At 45.6% G+C, this 21,216-nt stretch carries 10 protein-coding genes and 1 pseudogene; 7 read left to right on the top strand and 4 right to left on the bottom strand.

Annotated elements, in window-relative coordinates; all coding sequences use genetic code 11:
* Positions 1 to 143 precede the first annotated feature (143 nt).
* Positions 144 to 1,757 (bottom strand): peptide chain release factor 3, encoded by a 1,614-nt coding sequence (locus NTX75_04440; protein MCX5815477.1) that lies wholly within the window; start codon positions 1,755 to 1,757, stop codon positions 144 to 146.
* 303 nt (positions 1,758 to 2,060) lie between these two features.
* Positions 2,061 to 2,714 (bottom strand): class I SAM-dependent methyltransferase, encoded by a 654-nt coding sequence (locus NTX75_04435; protein ID MCX5815476.1) that lies wholly within the window; start codon positions 2,712 to 2,714, stop codon positions 2,061 to 2,063.
* Between the two features lie 1,000 nt (positions 2,715 to 3,714).
* Here NTX75_04435 and NTX75_04430 point away from each other — a divergent pair.
* The 5 genes and pseudogenes from NTX75_04430 to NTX75_04410 all read left to right on the top strand — a co-directional run bounded on the left by NTX75_04430 (position 3,715) and on the right by NTX75_04410 (position 13,733).
* Positions 3,715 to 5,031 (top strand): aspartate kinase, encoded by a 1,317-nt coding sequence (locus NTX75_04430; GenBank protein MCX5815475.1) that lies wholly within the window; start codon positions 3,715 to 3,717, stop codon positions 5,029 to 5,031.
* A gap of 995 nt (positions 5,032 to 6,026) precedes the next feature.
* Positions 6,027 to 7,205, top strand: a complete 1,179-nt coding sequence (locus NTX75_04425; GenBank protein MCX5815474.1) for a glycerol dehydrogenase — start codon at positions 6,027 to 6,029, stop codon at positions 7,203 to 7,205.
* 387 nt (positions 7,206 to 7,592) lie between these two features.
* Positions 7,593 to 7,856: pseudogene (locus NTX75_04420) on the top strand (antA/AntB antirepressor family protein).
* Between the two features lie 1,087 nt (positions 7,857 to 8,943).
* Positions 8,944 to 12,765 (top strand): phosphoribosylformylglycinamidine synthase, encoded by a 3,822-nt coding sequence (gene purL / locus NTX75_04415; GenBank protein ID MCX5815473.1) that lies wholly within the window; start codon positions 8,944 to 8,946, stop codon positions 12,763 to 12,765.
* Between the two features lie 101 nt (positions 12,766 to 12,866).
* Positions 12,867 to 13,733 carry a formyltransferase family protein gene (locus tag NTX75_04410; GenBank protein MCX5815472.1) on the top strand — a complete coding sequence of 289 codons (867 nt, stop codon included), beginning with the start codon at positions 12,867 to 12,869 and terminating at the stop codon, positions 13,731 to 13,733.
* Positions 13,734 to 13,740: 7 nt separating this feature from the next.
* Here the strand turns inward: NTX75_04410 and NTX75_04405 are convergent, their stop codons facing one another.
* Entirely contained in the window at positions 13,741 to 14,838 is a 1,098-nt protein-coding gene (locus tag NTX75_04405) for an ATP-dependent 6-phosphofructokinase (GenBank protein ID MCX5815471.1), read from the bottom strand.
* Between the two features lie 267 nt (positions 14,839 to 15,105).
* Here NTX75_04405 and NTX75_04400 point away from each other — a divergent pair, with 267 nt between their 5' ends.
* Together NTX75_04400 and NTX75_04395 are read left to right on the top strand one after the other, a co-directional pair.
* Positions 15,106 to 16,092: a hypothetical protein gene (locus NTX75_04400; GenBank protein ID MCX5815470.1), complete on the top strand. Its 987-nt coding sequence runs from the start codon at positions 15,106 to 15,108 to the stop codon at positions 16,090 to 16,092.
* A 22-nt stretch (positions 16,093 to 16,114) separates the two neighbouring features.
* Positions 16,115 to 17,641, top strand: a complete 1,527-nt coding sequence (locus NTX75_04395; protein MCX5815469.1) for a class II fructose-bisphosphate aldolase — start codon at positions 16,115 to 16,117, stop codon at positions 17,639 to 17,641.
* 4 nt (positions 17,642 to 17,645) lie between these two features.
* Here the strand turns inward: NTX75_04395 and NTX75_04390 are convergent, their stop codons facing one another.
* Entirely contained in the window at positions 17,646 to 21,161 is a 3,516-nt protein-coding gene (locus tag NTX75_04390) for an alpha-amylase family glycosyl hydrolase (protein ID MCX5815468.1), read from the bottom strand.
* Between the last annotated feature and the right edge of the window lie 55 nt (positions 21,162 to 21,216).

Genomic DNA, 21,216 nt, shown 5'->3' with positions numbered 1-21,216 from the left:
AATAACTGTATGAAATATACAGGTGCTCGGTGACTTGTTTTATGATACTACATGGTACGAATATGCTTCCTGAAAGCGATAATTTTCCGTTTTCATCTGACATACAACATTACAAGCGGTATTAAGTAATTCTGTACAGGAACTTAGTCATGTTCACGGGTTTTCATAAAAGTGATCTCCGGCCATTCTTTAACCGCAAGTTCGAGCCGCCATTCACTGGTCGCAAGGTATGTCAGATTACCATCTATATCAAGCGCCAGATTCGTCCGATTCGTCTTTTCAAAAGTGGCCAGTCGTTTCTTATTATCGCTGTTTACCCAACGGGCGGTAATGTAACCAACTGTTTCATAAACTGCGTCGACGCCATACTCGGCCTTAAGCCTCGCGATCGCAACATCGAACTGAAGAACACCCACCGCCCCAAGGACATATGTGTTGTCCATCACCGGACGGAACAATTGCACTGCTCCCTCTTCGGCCAGTTGGAGCAGGCCTTTTTTGAGCTGCTTTGCCTTCAGGGCTGATTTTAAATGTACTCTCCGGAAATGTTCCGGGGCGAAATTTGGAATACCGATGTATTTGAGGGGCTCCTTCTCCGAAAACGTGTCGCCGATCTTGATCGTGCCATGGTTGTAAATGCCGATTATGTCTCCCGGCCAGGCCTTCTCAACAAACTCCCTCTCCTGGGCCATGAAGATGAGTGGGTTAGAAACAAGTATATCCTTGCCTATGCGATGATGACGGACCCGCATGCCCCGAGAAAAACAGCCTGAGCATATGCGCATAAAGGCGAGACGGTCGCGGTGAGCCGGATCCATATTGGCCTGTATTTTAAATACAAAACCAGAAAAGGCATCCTCACCGGGTGACACCATTCGTGTGGTGGTCGGTCGCGGCAGCGGGGCAGGGGCGATCTCCACAAAGACATCGAGCAGTTCCCGCACACCGAAATTGTTGATCGCGCTGCCGAAAAAGACCGGTGTTTGACTCCCATTGAGGAAGTCCTGCAGGTTGAAGGGGTTTGCAGCTCCCTCGAGCAGGGCCACATTCTCACGCAACACCTCCGCCTGGCTACCCAATGTTTCATCAAGAAAAGGATCTTCGATGTCGTGAATGGTCACCATGCCATCGGTAAGATAATCTTCGCCGGGGGTAAAAAGGGTCAGTTCTCTTCGGTAAAGATCGTAGGTGCCCTTGAAGCTCTTGCCCATACCGATGGGCCAGGACATCGGTGCACACTCGATCTGCAGGGTCTCCTCTATATCAGCAAGGATATCCAGAGGAGGCATGCCCTCGCGATCGAGTTTATTGATGAAGGTCAGGATCGGGGTATTGCGCATCCGGCAGACCTCCATCAGCTTACGGGTTTGGGGCTCGACCCCCTTGACGTTGTCGATGACCATGACCGCGCTGTCAACAGCGGTCAACACCCGGTAAGTGTCTTCAGAGAAATCCTGGTGGCCCGGTGTGTCAAGCAGGTTGATCTCATAACCCCGATAATTGAATTTCATCACTGAACTTGTGACCGAAATGCCGCGCTCCTGCTCGATGGACATCCAGTCGCTGGTGGTGTGAAGGCCGGTCTTGCGTGCCTTGACGGAACCTGCCATCTGGATGGCCCCGCCAAAAAGCAATAGTTTTTCCGTCAGGGTGGTTTTACCCGCATCAGGATGGCTTATGATACCGAAGGTGCGACGACGCTCTATCTGAGCCTGACGGGACCCGTTCCTTGGTGATATATCAACCGCGTTTTCCATATTGTTCCTCTCGTTGTTTTAACAGTGTAATCGGCTCATAAAAGATAAACTGCAATATTCGAGCAGAAAATCAGTGTCCGGATGTTGCAACCTTAGCTATTTGACTGCTGGACTATTTTCTCAAGGCGGCGTCAGAGAAAAAAGCGCTTTGAATACATGTATCAGACCAGATTGTCTGATTGGAATGTGGTGATGGTTCTGCATGGCTTTTATAATGTAGCAATATTTTTGATATATTTCAATTAAATTCGGTACCTCCATTTTATTGCAGGGGGTGCGGTTACGAGTAAAACCTACTTCTTATCAGGTGGGGTCTGCCTTTTTGACGAACACAGCCACATCGTCATGCGGAAAATACACAACTGCCCACCATTGTTCTGCAAGCCACTCAAAAGATGCTTGCGCAAAGAAGGTAATGTGGGTCGGATAGTTGCGATAAAACCAGGCCTTGAACCGTTCGTCGTCGAGTACGCGCTTGGTCTGTATGACCAACAGGCCTCCCGGTTCAAGCTGATGCCACAGGCGGCCCAATTCTTTTGCCGGGTCCGCCAGGTGTTCGGCCACCTCGGTACAGGTTATAAAATCATAGGTCAGGCCGAGGACGTCACGATCATCAGCATAAAACTTATCATAGACTTTCATTATATAACCCGCTTTGCGGGCCATGACCGCCAGCGCCGGGCCATTTCCACAACCAAAATCCAGACCTCTTGCCGGCGGTCTGATTTGCTGGATCACCTCATTAAAAGAGCGTGACAAAAAGGAACGATAATCCGGGTCCCCTACATCGTTCTCGTAACGATCGTAACGAGCCTTTTCTTCAATAGTATCGAGGTAGAACTGTGGATCAAGGAACACCAATCGACATTGCCGGCAGCGATAGTAAATCTTTCCGCCACAGAAAAACTCATAGGTGTTATCGGATCGACAAAGCGTGCAACAGCGGGAAGGCGTCATAAAAAACCTATATATTTACAATTGAATGCTTTTTGAAGAAGCATAATTCACCAATCGGAAGGACTACAAACAATAGCAACTTGACAAATATGATTATGAACCGTTTCCCGATTGTCGACCACTTTCTTGCCATAGGTCGGATCACTATTATAACGCCTTTCGTGAGTTTTCCCTTATCTTCACTTTTCTATTTTGCAAAAGCCTTCGGGTAGCTCTGGTAGTATTTACCTTACATCTTTTCCTGCTTTAGTGTCAATGAGGACCGGTTTATTTCTAAAAACCCTCTGTAAATGCTTTATCGTTTCCCATGCTTTAAGAACGGGAAATAAAGTTGCCGTTACGAGGATTGAACTTAATAACGATCAAAATGATCTCATTGCCGTTGGTACCGGCTCATACCAACAAGGTGGTTCACCGGGTTGGCGGGTAACGGCGCCCGTCTCCAGATGACTCCCATTTTATGCGCCATTTCAAACCATCATCCACGCTTTCATATTTAGTGCTCCATGCTCTTTTTGTGTTGAGCGCAATTTTACCATTCTCATTTTTTTGATGAAAATAGGAGTATGAAATTTTATCGACGTCTTCCTGAAGAAGAGCACTATGAAATTATTCTTGAAATACACCAATAGTGGTGATAATTGATAGATTGTATGCTTAAAAATAGTGTCAGGCAAACAGGTATATATTTCCTCGCCGGTCGGTCAATGTGGTTGTCGTATCCTGTCAATTCTATCCGCCAGAGTTCCTCCTGAGTAAAGCAGATCTTGTGAAGGTGATATAACTGTAGAATCGATCTTTAAAATATTCATATAAGATTAGGATCCTGCCTTTTAGCTCAAGGTATACGCCACCGGATGGATAATTCCAGCTCCCCCAGGGGAGTTTATTAGTCAGGTTAATGATCAGCTTTATTTTAAAAGAAAAATCTATTACATTATAGGTAATTTAATCATGCAAGACAAAATATCAGCGTGCTAAAGGAGAAATGATGATCGTTATGAAATTTGGTGGCAGCTCTGTTGGGACTCCTGATAAAATAAAGAGATGCATTAATATCGTAGAAAACCAGATCGACAGAAAGCCCGTTATTGTGGTCTCTGCTCACGGCAAGACCACAGACAACCTGATTGAATCGGCAAAAAAGGCCCTTACCGGCACAGTGGAGACAGAAAATATCCGGCACTATCATCAAGGGCTTGCCGAAGGTTTAGGGATAGAACGAGTACTTATAGATCCATTAATGTGCGATTTAGAGAACCTGCTACGTGGCATCAGCCTCATAAAAGAATTAACACCGAGAACCCTGGATCATGTGATGTCTTTCGGAGAACGGATTTCTTCCTTGATCTTTGCGGCAGCGATGATTAACAAAGGTATTTGGGCAATTCCTGTAAATTCTTATGATATCGGCTTATTGACTGATTCCTGCTTCGGCAGCGCCACCCCATTAAATGGCATAGAAGAAGAGATCAACAAAAATATTGTGAACCTTTCTGGTGTTCCAGTCGTTACAGGCTTTATCGCCAAGGATAAAAAGGGTAACATCACCACGTTAGGGAGAAGCGGAAGCGATTTTACCGCATCCCTTATCGGTGCGGCAGTTCATGCGGAAGAAATTCAGATCTGGAAAGATGTGGATGGTGTCATGACAGCCGACCCTTTTGTGTGCAGCAGCGCCCAGAATATCCCGGTAATGTCCTTTAGTGAAGCCAGTGAATTATCCTATTACGGTGCAGAAGTCCTCCATCCGTCCACTTTGGTTCCTGCCATGAAAAAGAAGATCCCTGTAAAAGTGGCAAATACTCTTAAGCCGGAAGAAGCGGGGACCATGATTCTGGCAGATTCTCAATTGGTGAACCGTATTGCAAAATCAATCGTTTACAAAGAGGACCTCTGTCTGATCAACATCGTTTCCCAAAAGTTTAACTCTACTGCAAGACTGCTGTCATCGGCTCTGGAGATTCTCAATCAACAGGATATCGGGATTCACATTGCCGCTACGTCAGAATCAAGCGTGTCTTTTGTCACCAATCAATCCTATCCGGAAGAGGTTTTATGCCGGGTATCTACAAACCTGGAACAAATCGGCGCCGTCTCTATTGAAAAAGAGAAAACCCTGATTTGTGTTGTTGGAGAGGAGCTTAAAGGAAATTCAAAAGTTTTAGGGGATATTTTTACTGCTGTTGGCAAAACTGAAATCAAGGCAAGAATGGTTTCTCAAAGCGCATCGGAAATAAATATTGCCTTTTTGGTTGATAATTCCCAAATTACAGACATAGTTATGCATCTGCATGCTATTCTGATCGGAAAATAGGAAGATCAGGCAGGCTGTACTCTTATGCCAAACTGCATTCAAATGCGTTACCAAAGGGTATCCGGGCAGTAACGACGAGCCGACGCAGGCTAACGCAGAAGTACGTCAAGAAGTGCGAGGAGGCGATAACACGTCCCTGATTCTTTGCCGCTCACAGGGGATAGAATCAAATGCAACTTCCTGAAAGAGAGCTACCGCAATCGTCCCAAAATACCGGGACTCAGACATGCGAATTGCCCTTCGGGACGTTTATTCTTGCCGAGTGGGTACCCAAAAATGCTCGAAGGCGCGACTCGCGAAAAGTTCTTCCTGCTCATATTCCAATCTTATTGGTTGTATGTGTGTTTGGGCAACAGGCCGTTGATACTTCAACCAGTATTAAATCATGCCCAGCCCAATATCACTTATAAATAATCGCTTGACAGTGCAGCTAAGTCGCAAGATAATGAAAAAAGATATGGGGGCTTAAGAGGGTAATAATTATGTATATTCCGGAAGAGGAAAAGTTATTTACTTTTTTAAGAACGCACCACCCCGGTGCCCACATATCAATAAAGGGTTAAGGGAGGTCGAAATACACGGAAGGATTATAAAAAGGATCATTTTAATAGTGCTAATGGTTAGTATAGTCTACAGTTTGGTGGTAGCCACCAAAAGCACGCTGTTTGCAGCACGACAAATGCAATATAAGATTATAGGCCAGCTTGAAGCTGAGCCTGCTGCCAACATAGAAGCTATATTTAATAAAATGGGATCTGAAGGATGGGAGTTTGTTCAAGTGTATAGCGATATGGCTATTTTTAAAAGATAAGAGGGTTAGACCAAGGAGATTGAACCAAGGGGACAGCTTTACTCCTTCCGCCCGTCCCCACAGGATTGTTATAAATCTACCCCTGAAATATCTGCTTGACCATTTCAAATGGCATTCAATAATTCTGTAGTAGAGTAACTAACCTTAGACCAGTCAACAACATTATCTATCAGGAGGAAAACAAGTGAAGAATCGAGGCGCTTTAGACCCCAACACAATATATAAAAAGCTCTTGGACAATATGGAACCTATACAGCTTTTTGTATCTCCTTCTCAATACATCCAGGGCCGGGGTGTTATTAATCTGCTCGGAGAGTATTTGTCTCTGTGCGTATCGGGCTGTGCAGGCGTACTCATTACCCCGGGGCGCAATTTTGCACTTGGTGATATTGTTGATAGGAGTCTGAAAACTGCCGGATTTACAGTAAAAAAGACGATCTTTCAGGGTGAATCGACTCTGGGTGAGGTAGAAAGAGTTGCAACCTCTTTTGAGGGCCCAAGTCCTGCAGATGTGCTCATCGGAATCGGCGGAGGCAAATGCCTTGATACTGTAAGAATGGCAGCTTCAAGGCTTGGTGTGCCTGCCGTCACAATTCCTACCACGGCTTCGACTGATGCACCTACAGCGGCACATTCCGTTATCTATGACGAGAAAGGGGTTTTTGTCAGCGTAGAATTCAGCGCAACAAGCCCCCTGATGGTTCTGGCTGATCTTGATATTATTGCTGATGCCCCGATTCGCTATATTGTCGCTGGTATGGGGGATGCCTTTTCCACATTCTATGAGGCGCGTTGCTGTATGGAAAATCCTGAAGCCCGAACCGCAAGAGGCGCCCGACCTACCATGGCGGCCATGGCTATTGCCCGGCAATGCCGTGACATGCTTCTTGATTACGGTGTGGCAGCTCTGGACGAGATCAGGGACCACCAAACGGGGAATTCTCTTGCCCGTATTGTGGAGGCAAATATTCTTCTCAGCGGACTTGGTTTCGAAAGCGGCGGCCTTGCAGGTGCGCACGGTGTGGCACAGGGATTGACGGCTTGCGACGATTTGCACACAAACTGTCTTCATGGAGAGCTCGTGGCAATAGGTACCATGACGCAACTCATAATGGAAAAAAGAATGGATGAGGCTGAGCAGGCAGCCCGATTCTTCAAAGACGTAGGCTTGCCGCTGCATCTCGCTCAGTTGGGTTTTGATCCACTACAACGAGGACCCGAACTGGACAACATTGTTCAGCACAGTCTTAATGTATTTTTTATACGATACGAGCCTTTTGAAATAACGCACAGCTTATTAAGAGCAGCAATCCTCGAAGCAAATGAATTCGGTAAGACCATGGGAAGAAACATGACGAGATAGGTTTCTGCAGGTTATCAAAGACTTCATTCATTAGAATAGCTTATAAAACAAACATATCTTCCCATATTAATAAGTCCAACTTATCATTGGATACTTATTTCAAATACTACCTGCATCATGCACATTCGAGATAGCTTATTGAATGCCGGATGAAATGTGCAAACACTTGACAGATTGTTTTCTGTTCCCGAAAAGTCTGGGTGTTCTCCCTGTAGTCGTGCATTTGGCTGTGCCCTTCACAATGCAAGATTAGAAGTGGTATCTTTTATGATAAAATCAAAGTAAAGAAAGTAGAATTGATTGAGGGCCAAGTTACTCTCGCCATCGTGGGGAGTGTAAAAAATACCATTCCATACTTTGTAATGCTTACTCAAAAATGAGGATGGTCTTGACTACTATCTTACCCTCGACATGGCAAAAGAATTGTCCATGGTTGAGAGGAATGAAAAAGAAAAGGCCCGAATCGTTCAATCTGGAGAGCGAGGCTTCTTCCTCAGAATTTTCTGCCCGGTGTTTATCACACCAGAGTCAAACCCGAGGGGCCTTTCCGATCGCAGACTTACAACTCAAGCCCCAAAGAGAATTTTTTCCACCGACTCCACTCTCTTTCAACATCACCAGTCTAATGGTGGGTGGACCGCCTTCCGGTAGATGTTATTACTCTTATAGCAGAAGATACCGAATTTGTCAAGGTGGGCTATCCTTTATCCTTCATCGTTTACCGAACCATGATAAACAATCTTTCCGGTCCGCTTTCCCATGATATGCTTGCGCTATTTTCAAGGCTTTCCCCTTATAAATATCAGGAGTAAGACGTTTATGGGCAAATACAGAAGAATCAACATGGCCCCACTTAGAAATAGGTGGGGTTTTTGTTGTGGCGCTGTCTTCCTGTTGTCAAGTTTTTTATAAATGACCAATTCATGCTGTGTTTCAAACAGAAACAAATAGTGATTGGTCGTATGATAACCTTTTTATCATTGACAAAAAGCGCTTTCGAGAATAGGATTTGACTCTTTATGTCAGAATTCGCGGGGACAAATATAACAGATGAACCGTTTGCAATATACAGGCAAGCGCACGACCCAAAGAGATTGAGCAGGGCAGCAAAGATTACCATTTGGCTTTGGCAGTAAAAAAGGGAAATAAAACCTGGACCACCCACGATGACCTGAAAAAGGATTTGGGCCTGTGATTAAGTCACTCATAAATGCAGGGCAGGGGGCGAGGAGCGGGAAATGAGAAAGTGCAATCGCGAAAGCGGTAAAAAAGGACGGGGCAAAGAAACATTTGCGGCAACAGTTGCCGTAACTTTTAAAATGGTCAGAAAACCAATAATTTAAATATATTAGCGATCAGCCATCACCAATCAAAAAAACTTGGGGTCAAATCTTTATTCTTGACATTGGAGGGTAACGGGCATCCCGTCAACCCGGTATATGCTGTTTTTGGGGGCAATTTGTAACAAAGTGGTATGTGGAAAATAAGGACATCCTTCAATTCTTCAATTTACCTTTCGAAAGAATTATGCAATATTACAAGATGAACCGTTCAAGTCGTTTAAGCCGTTCAAGCTGTTTGAACCGTTTGAACATTTGAGAAAAGAGGGGGCGACCCCCTTACGGGGACAGGCGTAAGCCAGTGTACATTTAGCTCACACAGTGAGCGAGAGGGGAAGTCTCTGGCAGCTTTGCTGACAGAGGGGGCGACGTAAGCCCCATAAATAGAAAGGATGGAAATGATGCTACACTTTTTTTTGGAAAGAAATGGAAACCTCGAATATTGCTTTAACGTGGAAACTTCCGGGCCCTTGAATGCCCAGGAACTTTTGATTTTGAGGCAGCTTTTAGCCGACGGTTTTATAACGGAAAGTGTTTCCACGAAGCCGGTCAACCCTGATGGAGTCGATGTGGTAGAGCTTGGCCCGCGGATGAATTTCGCGACAGCCTATTCAACTAATATCGTCGCCATCTGCCAGACCTGCGGGCTTGAAAAGGTTACCCGCATAGAACGTTCCCGACGGTATCTCCTTGCTTCAGGGATTGACAGGGACTGCTTTGTTCGGGAAAATCATGATCGAATGACAGAATACCTGTATGTTCAACCGTTGCAGACGTTTGAAACCGGGATTCTGCCGGAACCTGTTTTTGAGGTTCCTATGTCAGAAAAGGGCCCGGATGCCCTCCTGGAGGTGCCGGGGCTTGCCATGGATGAGTGGGACAGGAATCTCTATTACGATTATTTTGTGAAGCAAGAGGGAAGAAATCCAACAATTGTTGAAATAAGGGATCTGGATAACGCAAACAGTGAACACTCGCGGCACGGCTACTTCAGAGGAAAACAGGTTATAAATGGTATTGCTATGCCGGAAACGCTTATGGATATTGTAAAATCAACTCTAAAAGCGAATCCGTCAAACAGCATCATCGCCTTTAAGGATAATTCAAGCGGGATTGAAGGCTATGACTGCTGGACTATCGTCCCTGAACAACCCGGAAAACCGGCGCCTTTCAATCAAAAGAAGGTTCGTTACCACATCATCTTTACTGCTGAGACACATAATTTTCCCACCGGGGTTGCTCCTTTCCCCGGCGCCGAAACAGGTACGGGCGGGAGGATCCGCGATGTTCAGGCAACAGGTAGAGGCGGTCTGGTGGTTGCCGGAACGGCCGGGTATTGTACCGCAAACCTGCTTATCCCCGGATATGACCTGCCATGGGAAACTGAATCTTTTGCTTATCCGTCGAGTCTCGCTTCTTCTCTGGCGATGGAGATACGGGCAAGCGATGGCGCCAGCGATTACGGAAATAAGTTTGGCGAACCGGTTGTACTCGGGTTTACGCGGTCCTTTGACCAGAAGCTTCCCACCGGAGAACGTTGGGGATGGATAAAGAAAATCATGTTTACGGGCGGCATCGGACAAATCGATGCAAGGCATGTTGAAAAGGACGAAGCTGAAACAGGAATGCTCATTGTCCAGGTAGGCGGCCCTGCTTACGGTATTGGCGTCGGCGGCGGTTCGGCTTCCAGTAAGCTTCAGGGCGAAAATGCGGAAGAGCTGGATTTCAATGCTGTCCAGCGTGGCGATGCAGAGATGGAACAAAAGATGAACCGCGTCATCAGGGCGTGTATTGAAATGGGAGATAGCAATCCTATCGTAAGCGTCCATGACCAGGGGGCAGGCGGTCCGGCAAACGTTCTCAAAGAGCTTGTCGAAAAGGCAGGGGGCAAAATTGAGCTGCGGCGTATCAGGTTGGGAGACCCGACTCTTTCGGTGCTTAAAACCTGGATTGCCGAATTCCAGGAGCGATGCGGTTTTCTGATTAAACCCGGGAGGATTGCAGAATTTGAGTCGATCTGTGAAAGGGAAAAGGTAAATTGCGAAGTTCTCGGGACGGTTACAGGAGACGGCCGCTTTGTTGTGCATGATGAGAAAGATGATTCAACACCTGTAAATCTCGATCTTTCGAAGGTACTCGGCAATATGCCGCAGAAAACCTTCACAGATGAAAGGCTCGAATATGCACTAAAACCCGTTGAATTGCCGGCTGATGTGTCGGTGGAAGCAGCATTGTCCCGTGTGCTTCGCAATCTTGCAGTCGGTTCAAAGAGATTTCTTACGAATAAGGTGGACAGAAGCGTTACCGGTTTAATCGCGCAACAACAATGCTGCGGCCCGCTCCAGTTAACGGTTGGTGATGTGGCTGTGATAGCCCAGAGCCATTTTGGATTAACTGGTGCAGCCACGTCCATAGGCGAGCAGCCGATTAAAATGCTGGTTAATGCAAAAGCAGGCGCGCGGATGGCAGTTGGAGAAGCGCTGACCAATATTGTGTGGGCGCAGATCAGCAGCCTGCAGGATATAAAGTGTTCGGCCAACTGGATGTGGGCGCCAAAGTTGCCCGGAGAGGGTGCGGCGCTTTATGATGCTGTTTGTGCTATGCGGGATCTGATGATTCGATTGGGTATTGCGGTTGATGGCGGAAAAGACAGCCTCTCCATGGCAACCCGTGTGGGAGACGAAATAGTGAAATCTCCCCGCGAGCTTGTTATTTCTGCATACGCGACAATGCCGGATATTACGAGGGTTGTGACCCCTGATATAAAAAACCCGGGCAACAGCCGGCTAATTTTCATTGAAATCGCTCCGCATAAAGCCCGACTTGGGGGTTCGGTTCTGGCGCAGGTTTACGGGCAGGTCGGAGACGAATCACCTGACGTGGATAATCCCGAAACGCTCAAAGCTGCATTCAACGCAATCCAGAAACTGATATCGGAAAATCTCATTTTCGCAGGGCACGACGTGAGCGATGGGGGCATTATCACAACACTTCTGGAAATGGCGTTTGCAGGAAACTGTGGTTTGAACATACGAATGGATGATCCATCAAGCCCCCTTGAAAGACTTTTTGCTGAAGAACTGGGAGCAGTTATCGAGTGTAATCCGAGCGATGTTCCGCAGGTGATGGAGATACTTGATTCCTTCCGTCTGCGCTCCAGCGTTATCGGAGAAACAACTGAGGAAAAGAAGATTCTTGTAACCTATAACTCACAGAAGGTACTTGAAAATAGTATGTGCGTTCTTCGTGAATGGTGGGAAGAAACGTCCTATCAGATCGAGCGCCTTCAGATGAATTCTCTCTGTGCCGATCAGGAAAGAGGGAATATCTTTGACCGCAAAGTTCCGTGCTATACCATCCCTTTTGAACCAAAACCCACACCAGCACATATTCTCGAAGTGAAAGACAAACCGGAGATTGCCATTCTCCGGGAAGAGGGCAGTAACGGCGACCGCGAAATGACATCAGCTTTCTATCAGGCAGGTTTCAGCCCGTGGGATGTGACGATGACTGATCTGATCAGCGGACACATTACCCTGGAACGTTTCAGGGGTCTGGTTGCTGTTGGAGGATTCTCTTACGCCGATGTTCCTGAAAGCGCCAAGGGGTGGGCTGCTGCTATCAGGTTTCACGAAAAGTTGAGGCGAATGTTTGATGATTTTTATGCGCGTTCCGATACATTTTCTTTGGGCGTGTGCAATGGTTGCCAGCTTTTTGGGCTGCTCGGGTGGGTGCCCTGGCCGGGCATCTCTGACAATAAACAGCCGCGCTTTATTCAAAATCTGTCCGGGCGTTTTGAATCGCGCTGGGTGATGGTCAAGATCATAGAAAGTCCGGCAATAATGTTCAAAGGCATGACCGATTCAACACTTGGAGTCTGGGTAGCTCATGGCGAAGGCAGGCTATACTTTCCTGACCCGACACTTATGGACGAGGTACGCACGAAAAGGCTTGTTCCGCTCGTCTTTGTGGACGATGAGGGCCGGGTTGACGGGCGGCATCCGGAAAGCTATCCCTTTAATCCAAACGGCTCACCTTTCGGGATTACGGGACTCTGCACACAGGATGGACGACATCTCGCAATAATGCCTCATCCGGAGCGGGCGTTTCTGAAATGGCAATGGCCGTGGATGCCCTCCAATCTGAACGATGAGCTCAAGGCATCCCCGTGGATGCAAATGTTCCAGAATGCGAGGGAATGGTGCGATGTGGTAAAATGAACTCTGACCCGTTTAACCCGTTTGAACTGCTTGAATGATTTGAACTGCTTGAACGGTTACGAGGGGTGATGTAAGCCCGGAAAATAAAGGGGGTATGAGAAATGACAGTGAAATTGATTTACGATCCATCATCCGGGCCAATCAGGTACGCCTGCGGCGTTTCTGGCTCGGGAACCAATTATGATAAAATATACGAGCGGGACCCCGATAAACAGCACCTCGTTTTCAGTAACGCACCTCTTTGTGCAGGGGTATTGAAAGCAAAAGACCGTGGTGTTCCTGTAGCCTTGCTGGATTCTGCGAGATATTTCAGGGAGATGTGGGGACTTGAAAAGATTCCCAGGTACGGTATTGAGAGAAACAGCTATGACATGGCAATCATGACGCTTATGGAGCAGGGGTTGAACGGCAGACCGGATCTCATATGCCTGGCCGGATACGACCTGTGGATAGGGGACTGGATGGCCAATAGATACTTTCCGCACATTCTCAATGTCCATCCTGGTGATGCGAGAAAATACGTAGGGCTTGGGTGGAGGCCTACTGCCAAAGCAATACTGGCTGAAGAAAACAGTGTGAAATCAACAGTATTTTTTGTTGATGCAAGTGATGATGGAGGTCCGATATTGGTCCAATCACGATCCCTGCCGCTCTCAACGTGGGATGATGAGTTGCGCGATATCAGAAGGTTTGCGGAGAAAACAGATGCAAGAACCCTCCCGCAATTTCGGGAGGCCGCGCAAAGAGAAAGGAATATGCTTTACACATCGCTGGAGCAGGTTTCTGCCAGTATTCAGGAAGTGCTCAGGACGGAAGGAGACTGGCAGATATATCCTTTTGTGGTACATGAGCTGATTGCAAAAGGGAGAGTTGCGCTTGATGACAGAACGGTCTATATTGACGGTGTGCGAATGCCTGCTGAAGGCTGGCAGGTTGATACATATGGATTTGCCGGCAATATAGGTTAAGATTTGTCTACATTATTGATCTGCGGCCATTGTACCGTTCGGTATCATAATATTTTTCCACGTCAACAAGTTTCAATTTATTGAGGATCTCTTTCATGGGAACGCTTCTGATTTCACCCTGTACAAGGCTTACCATGCGTCCAAAATCCTCGTTGATAATCATATCAACAGTGGCAATGCCAAACCATCTGGCCATTAAACGATCATGTGCGGATGGCGTGCCTCCCCGTTGTAAATGACTCAAGATGAGACTGCGCGATTCGAATCCTGTTTGTTTTTCAATCTCACCGGCTACATAACTTGCTATTCCTCCAAGTGAGGTGTGTCCGAAGTCATCTATCTTGCCATCTCTTAGAAATTCATGCTGTCCCGAAGGTTTTGCCCCTTCAGAAACGACAATAATTGAATAATTTATTTCCCGTCCCCTTCGCTCACGAAGGAGTTCGCATACCTGGTTCATATCAAAAAGGTATTCAGGTATCAAAATGATATATGCACCGCTGCATTCACCTCCGTGGAGGGCGAGCCATCCTGCATGGCGTCCCATTGTTTCAACAACAAAGATCCGGCCGTGAGAACCTGCAGTGGTTCTCAGCCGGTCAATTTCCTCCATAATTACATTAACAGCGGTATCAAAACCGAGCGAATATTCGGTTCCTACAAGGTCATTGTCAATAGTTTTGGGAATACCTACCGTCTTGATACCCAGTTTGTGTAATTTATAGGCAACACCAAGCGTATCTTCTCCACCAATCGCAACAAGTACGTCTATCCCAAGCCTTTTAATATTATCAATTAATTTATCAGAACGATCATTTTTTGGATTGAACGGGTTTGTACGTGAGGTTCCTAAGTTTGTTCCACCATAACGGTCCCATGCCCGAACAATCTCTCCATCCAGATACCTGAGGTATCGATCGCAACTTTTCGGATCATCAGGGTCAACCTCTACCAATCCCCTCCAGCCATCAGCAACACCGATAACTTCAAAAGAAACAGATCGCTTTTCAGCGAGCTTTGGATCAAGAGCGGTTTTTGTTACCCATTTGATTGCACCGTTCAGGCCGGGGCAATCTCCTCCACCTGTTAAAATAGCTATTTTCAGTTTCATGATTTTTTCTCCCTCCACTCAACAGAAAAGTTGTAATTCATTGCTCATAGGATAGCTTTGCTATAATATTATTTCAACACTTAGTTTTTAATGGCAAAGGCTAATCTATATCCCCCGCATTGCCGCGTGAAGCAACGTGATAAAAGGCCTTTGACCCCGGATGGAAGCTATTTTATATTGTTAAGGATTTTATTGATTTAACAGATTCTTTTATAGTAAATGAATATAAAAATATTAATATCAATTTTTAAAGGAGCTAACATGATACAACTTGAACAAACCTTTTTGAATTTTTTACTTGATCATCAGGAAAAATATAACCGTACTTACCACTTTCTTATTCTGATGGATGCCCTTGTAAGCGCAGCGAAGCATATTCAGCACTACTACCTGACAGGCGCCTTAAAAGGAAACCTGGGGCTTGCAAACACAATCAACGTGCAGGGCGAAGATGTGATGCGCATGGATCAGATTGCCCATGAGATTGCAATCCATTACCTGAAGAGTACGAACAGGGTAATCCATGCGGTCAGCGAGGAAGTTGATGATATTATACCGCTTAATGAAGAGGGCGGTCGTTATTTTGTCTATTTTGACCCACTGGATGGTTCATCAAATGTTGCCCACGGACTGCCTGTCGGTTTTCTCTTCGGCATTGCCAAGAGAAACCTCAATGGATCTGAGGACTGCCATTTGAGGGCAGGAAAAGATTATATAGCAGCGGGCATGTTTGTGATACCCACAGGCACATTTACACTTGCATTGAAAGAAGCCGGAACATGGAGATTCCATATAGATGATACAATGAATTATGTCAAGCCTGTCCGTATGATTCTCCCGAAGGATAAAAAGAGCTGGGAATTGTCATTTAACGCTGCCAACCATTCTACCTATGCATATCGGATCCAGGAGTGGATAAGCGGAAACGTAAATAAATATTCCTATAGATACCTCGGCGCCCTGGCAGGGGATTTCCATCGGACCCTTTCCAACGGTGGTATGTTCATGTATCCTGCTATTGTGAACCATCCGAATCCAAAGAAAAACAGGCCTGAAGGGAAACTGCGGTTGATGTATGAGGCTGCTGTTGTCGCCTTCATGTGCCGGGAGGCTGGTGGAGATGCTGTGGATGAAACAGGAACACCGATACTTGAAATTCAGCCGAAGAAACAACATCAAAGGACTGCACTTTATGTCGGTTCAAAGCCGCTGGTGGATGAGATCGTTGAGGTACTCAAGAAACGATAAAAATTTTAAAGGAGGAAATAAAATGGCAGCAAGAATTGGAGCGAATATGGTTCATCAAACATCAGCGATAAAAGTATTTACAAATAGAGCAGATATAATGAGTAATGGCTTAAGAGGTGCAACTATCAGTAAGGGTGCGCTTCATATAGATAATGTTGATGCCTTTAAGGGTTCATTGCCGACATTGGCGGCTAATGCGGCGGATTTTGGTGACAGGAGCGCTCCAGCGGATGTGCAGGCATTGTCCAGATGGATAATAGGCGAAGGCGCACAACAACTGAATGTAAAGCTGGCCTCACCGCAGGAAGCGTATGTTGCCATAGCGGAGGGCCGAATAAATAGAGAAATGTCTTTTCCTGCAGTCAATATTCGCGTAGGCACGTTAGATTGTGCAAGAGCGCTGTTCAAGGCTGCCAATGATAACAAAGTCGGGGCACTTATCACTGAGATCGCCCGTTCAGAAATGGGCTATACCAATCAAAGCCCGGCGGAATATGCCGCGGTCCTTCAAGCTGCGGCAATGCTGGAAGGTTTTGAGGGTCCGCTTTTCTTGCAAGGCGATCATGTGCAGTTAAAATCCGCACCGGTCAGAGAAGGCGGAACTCCGGCCGCAAAGGAAATAAATACACACAGAAAGCTTATTCAGGAATTATTGGCAGCAGGTTTTGGGTCAATCGATCTTGACATGTCTCCTTTTGAGCGAAGAACCGAAGAAAATCTATCTTTTGAAGAGCAGCAAGCAGAAAATGCCAGATTAACTGCCGAGAAAATTGCTGATGTAAGGGCACTGGAAAAAGAGCTTGGAATTCCCTGGACAGTGTTATTGGGTGGAGAAACTGGCGAGGTCGGTAAGATGAATACCAGGAAGGAAGACCTTGAAGCCTATGCTGAAGGTATTATTGCAAATATGAAACGGTTGGGAATTGACCCTGCGCTTGGTATTCGTAAGATAGCTGTAAATGATGGTACTGCCCACGGAGGCACCCCGCTTCCAGATGGATCAGTAGCCGATGTTTCTATAGCTTTTGAAATATTGAGGATGGCAACAGATTTTGGTAAAAAATACGGATGGGCTGGTTCAGTTCAGCATGGGGCATCAACTTTACCGAATAATGCCTTTAGCTTGTTTCCTCAAAATAAAGCTGTAGAAGTACATCTTGCTACCGGTTTTCAAAACATCACCTTTGATAACGGAATCTATAAAGTAAAAGGTGCACAGAGTGAAATAGAACAGTTTTTAGCTGACAAATTTAGAGGAGACTGGAAAGCCGGTAAGACTTTTGCACAGTTTGCATACAGCACGCGTAAACAAGCGACAGGTCCTTTCAAATGGATGATATGGACTATGCCGGAAGATGTCCGGGCAAAAGTTGCAGAGAATCTATATGACCAGTTTGCTTTCTTGTTTGGACAACTTGGGGTAGTTGATACAAAAGATTTAATTGCCAAGCATACTACACTCCATGATTTTCATCTGGCGTACCCGGAAGAGGTAGGAACTTCTTCTGCTGCAAGTGGTAAAGAAGATACCAGCGATTTGGCAGATTAGTTTTTCATTGGATTTCCTTAGTCTTTGCTATTTCCAGCAGCATTTCGACTTGGTAATTCGATTGTTCTGATATATTCAGGAGTTGATTAACTGTTTTGAAATGCGAAATGATCTTGTTTGTTGCGTCACGTGCTGACAGGGAAGGGTCTGAAAAGAGCGTAATAATTGAAACGATAAAAATCCATCTCATAAGCTGCTCGAAAGATTCTTTATTAAACCAGAGGGCTTCCTTGTAGCGATTTATTTGCAGAAAGTGCTGAACTTCCAGGTCCGAAAACAGGGATTCGAGTAATGTAAGAATGTGCCCTTCCTTTGATTTAATAAGACAGGATTGGTGGGTTGTCAGGATTTTTGTCGTTAGCAGAGACCATGTACTTTGCTGTTCATCGTAGCCGCATTCCATGAGTGTATCGGTGATAATGAGACCGAGCTTCCATTCGTCAATCCAACTCCGGCTTAAGGCAGACTGTTCGGGTTCATGATCAACGATATATCCTAACCTGTGGACAAACAACCATCCGAAAATGGTGTAAAGGAAGCCCTGATTGTCTTTTAAGTAAGATTGAACATATGTGATTACGTCTTTGCTTTTCTTGTCTTGTGATGAGGTGAGGTTTTTCTTTATGTGGGATAACCCAAGAATTACTTCTGCAATATGTGTTATGTCCCGGGCAATCTTTAACTCATCACCCGAAATGTTAAGGAAGAACGTGATTTCGCGAAGGAGGTCTATTGTTTTTCCTTCAATCTCGTTCATGAATTCTTCAGGAACCTTTTTAAGTTTTTTGTCAGAAAAATCATCATAGATCTCAATGTATCTCCTCAAGGTGTGAGCATTTACCAGTTCGCCAAAGCTACGGTGAACCGGTTGCAGAAATACCTCATGGAGCGCCCCATCTATGTTTGGAACACCCCGTCCCTTGAGATACGAGGCGAGGGATGCATAATGCTGCCTTTCGTTGTCCTGAATTTCGTAAAAATCAATGAATACATGATAATCGTAGGGTCCCAATTCCATGAAAAGGCCTTTGTCAAAGAGTTCTCTGTTTTTTCTGATATATTCAAGGTTGGTTGTATGATCTTTGAAAGTAGTGAAATAATTGTCACCATCATTGAAATTTAGTCCATTTCCTAAATTTTCCCGGGACAGTATCCGTGTTCCATCCGGTCCTTTTTTCGCTGAATAGGCAACAGAAGTCTTTATCCACCCCTTTGTATTACCATTTTTATTGTTGTATACAACAATAGTGCGATCGTTGTTGTATCTGTTAGAAAATGCAAAGACATCCTCATTGACATTTCCATTATCTGAAAAAAAGTCATACAAAAGAAAATTTTCTACACCTGCAAAAAGGTGCCTTTTATGCAATAGAGGGAATATTTCTTTTTCGTGACGCTGGACAAGATATGCGTCAGGTATTTCATCCCAATAGGCCCTGCTGTATTCCATCCCGTATTTTTCCGTGTATCCTTCGACCTGACCATGGCCAAACATCGGGAGACCTGGCATGGTTACCATCATAGTACAGATGCCAAAATATTTCTTATCTTTACCGAATTGCTCAGCGGCAGTCTTTTCATCTGGATTATTCATAAAATTTACAAGTCTTTTGAGGATTTCCGGATCAAATTCAAGAATGTTTTTCATGACGGTGCGGTATTTTGCATTGTCTTCATCCCTCAAAATATTCATAAAAGCGCTGTTGTATACCCTGTGCATCCCAAGGGTGCGAACGAAGTAACCTTCGAGCAGCCAGAACGCTTCCGCCATGAGCAATGTATCAGGCGCCTCAACGGCAATCCTATCCACAACCTCCCGCCAGAACTCGTTCGGTACAAGTTTATTAAACGCATCTTTTGTTAAGCCATATTCTGCCCTGGTCGGTATTGCTCCCCCTTTGCCGGGTTCGGGAAACCAGAGCCGCTGATAGTGTTTTTTCGTCAATGTCATGGCCGCATCAAAACGGATGATTGAAAATTTGCGGGCAACATGGAGAATAGTCTGAATCATAGCTTCACGGACTTCCGGTTTAAGATAATTGAGTTGTGCCGTATCGTTCCAGGGCATACTCGTTCCATCGTTCCCATGATAGACATATGCTTCTTCGCCTGTTTCCCGGTCAACCCTTTTAAACACTACCGCCGCATCGGTACGATTGAAATAATGGTCTTCAATGAAGATGCCAATCCGCCTGTCCGGTGAAAGGTCATATTTATTAAATGAATACCACGGGAAAGGGTTATGGTTCAGGGAAATAAACCAGTCCGGGTGTTCTGCTGTCCATTTTGAAAAAACACCGGTATGGTTTGGCACCATATCGCTGGCAAGGCGGATGCCCCGCTTCCAGGCCCTGTCTTTTAATGCCTGGTAAGCCTCTTCGCCCCCAAGGTCATTCGAGATAGTGTAGTCAAACAGTGAGTATGCAGAAGATACAGCCTCCGGATTACCGCATAGTTGTTTGATCTTTTGTGATGAGGGGCTCCTTTCCCAGACCCCTATGAGCCACAATCCTGTAAAGCCCTGTTTTTGAAGCATATCGAGTTCACCATCCGGGATCTGGTCAAGGCGTGTTATATTTTGTCCATACTTTTTTGATAATTGGTCTATCCAGACATAGATATTCTTGGCAATTAAAACAAGCCGTGGCATCCAGTCAAGATCAGGACTGAAATGTTCAGCTTCAAGATCAATTCCGATGAGCCTCAAGGCTTCCATGCTCAGGACTTCCATAGGCCCCGGCCCTGCAAAGGTGATCTTCTCTTCTTCTTTTATCAGGTCAAGACTCCCGAGGATTCGATACTGGAATTTTCGCAATAGAAAACCCCAGTGCTCCCTGATGTATTCGATCTGCCCCGGCAGAGAATAAGGTACTGCCACAGCCGGGCTGCGGAGCATATCGATAAGGTTTTGGTTATCGGGACCAAAAGGCGGAGCCTTTTCGAAGAAGTCCTTTAAGCTTTTTATCGCTGTGAGATAGCCCGTCTCCTTTTTCAGGGTCGTATCATCGAAGAGTTCACCAAAAGGCAGGAACGCCGGATTTATATTGGTGAGCCAGAGCAGGATCATTTCCTCCAGAACGATCAATCTGTTAGGAATGTTCGACGTGCTACTTTCAAGGTAGTGTTCAATATCTGCTTGGTTTTTATACACCGATACCGGTGGAAATTCGTCAGTAAACCTGTAAAGCATTGTGTCAACTGTTGCTTTTCCGAGTTTTTCATATAGCCAGCCAAGGGCTTTTTCCGTTATTTGCGGGTCGATTTCTTCCCGATATAAGGCCACAACGTAATGGAGGACTTCATCGATAAGACCCATTGCATTAATCTGACCTGCCTTGACTGACTGCTCCGGAAAAGCAACAAGGTCTTTTTTCTGGTTAATTTTTTGTGCGAACATGCGTGCAGCATGAAAGTTTGCAAAGACAACGTTACCGCTCAAAGAAAAAAGGGCATCATCGAACCGGTAAAGGTCTCTTGCTTTGCGGGAAATATGAAATTCCATTATATGCGTAGGAGACATTATACCAGCACATGCTAACACAAGGAAAAATTTGAGTCAACTCACGAAAAGAAAA

The organism is Pseudomonadota bacterium (genome assembly GCA_026388315.1).
Classification (GTDB): Bacteria; Desulfobacterota; Syntrophorhabdia; order Syntrophorhabdales; family Syntrophorhabdaceae; genus MWEV01.
Note: the sequence above shows the minus strand (reverse complement) of the source record. Positions and strands in the feature narration are given on the sequence as shown.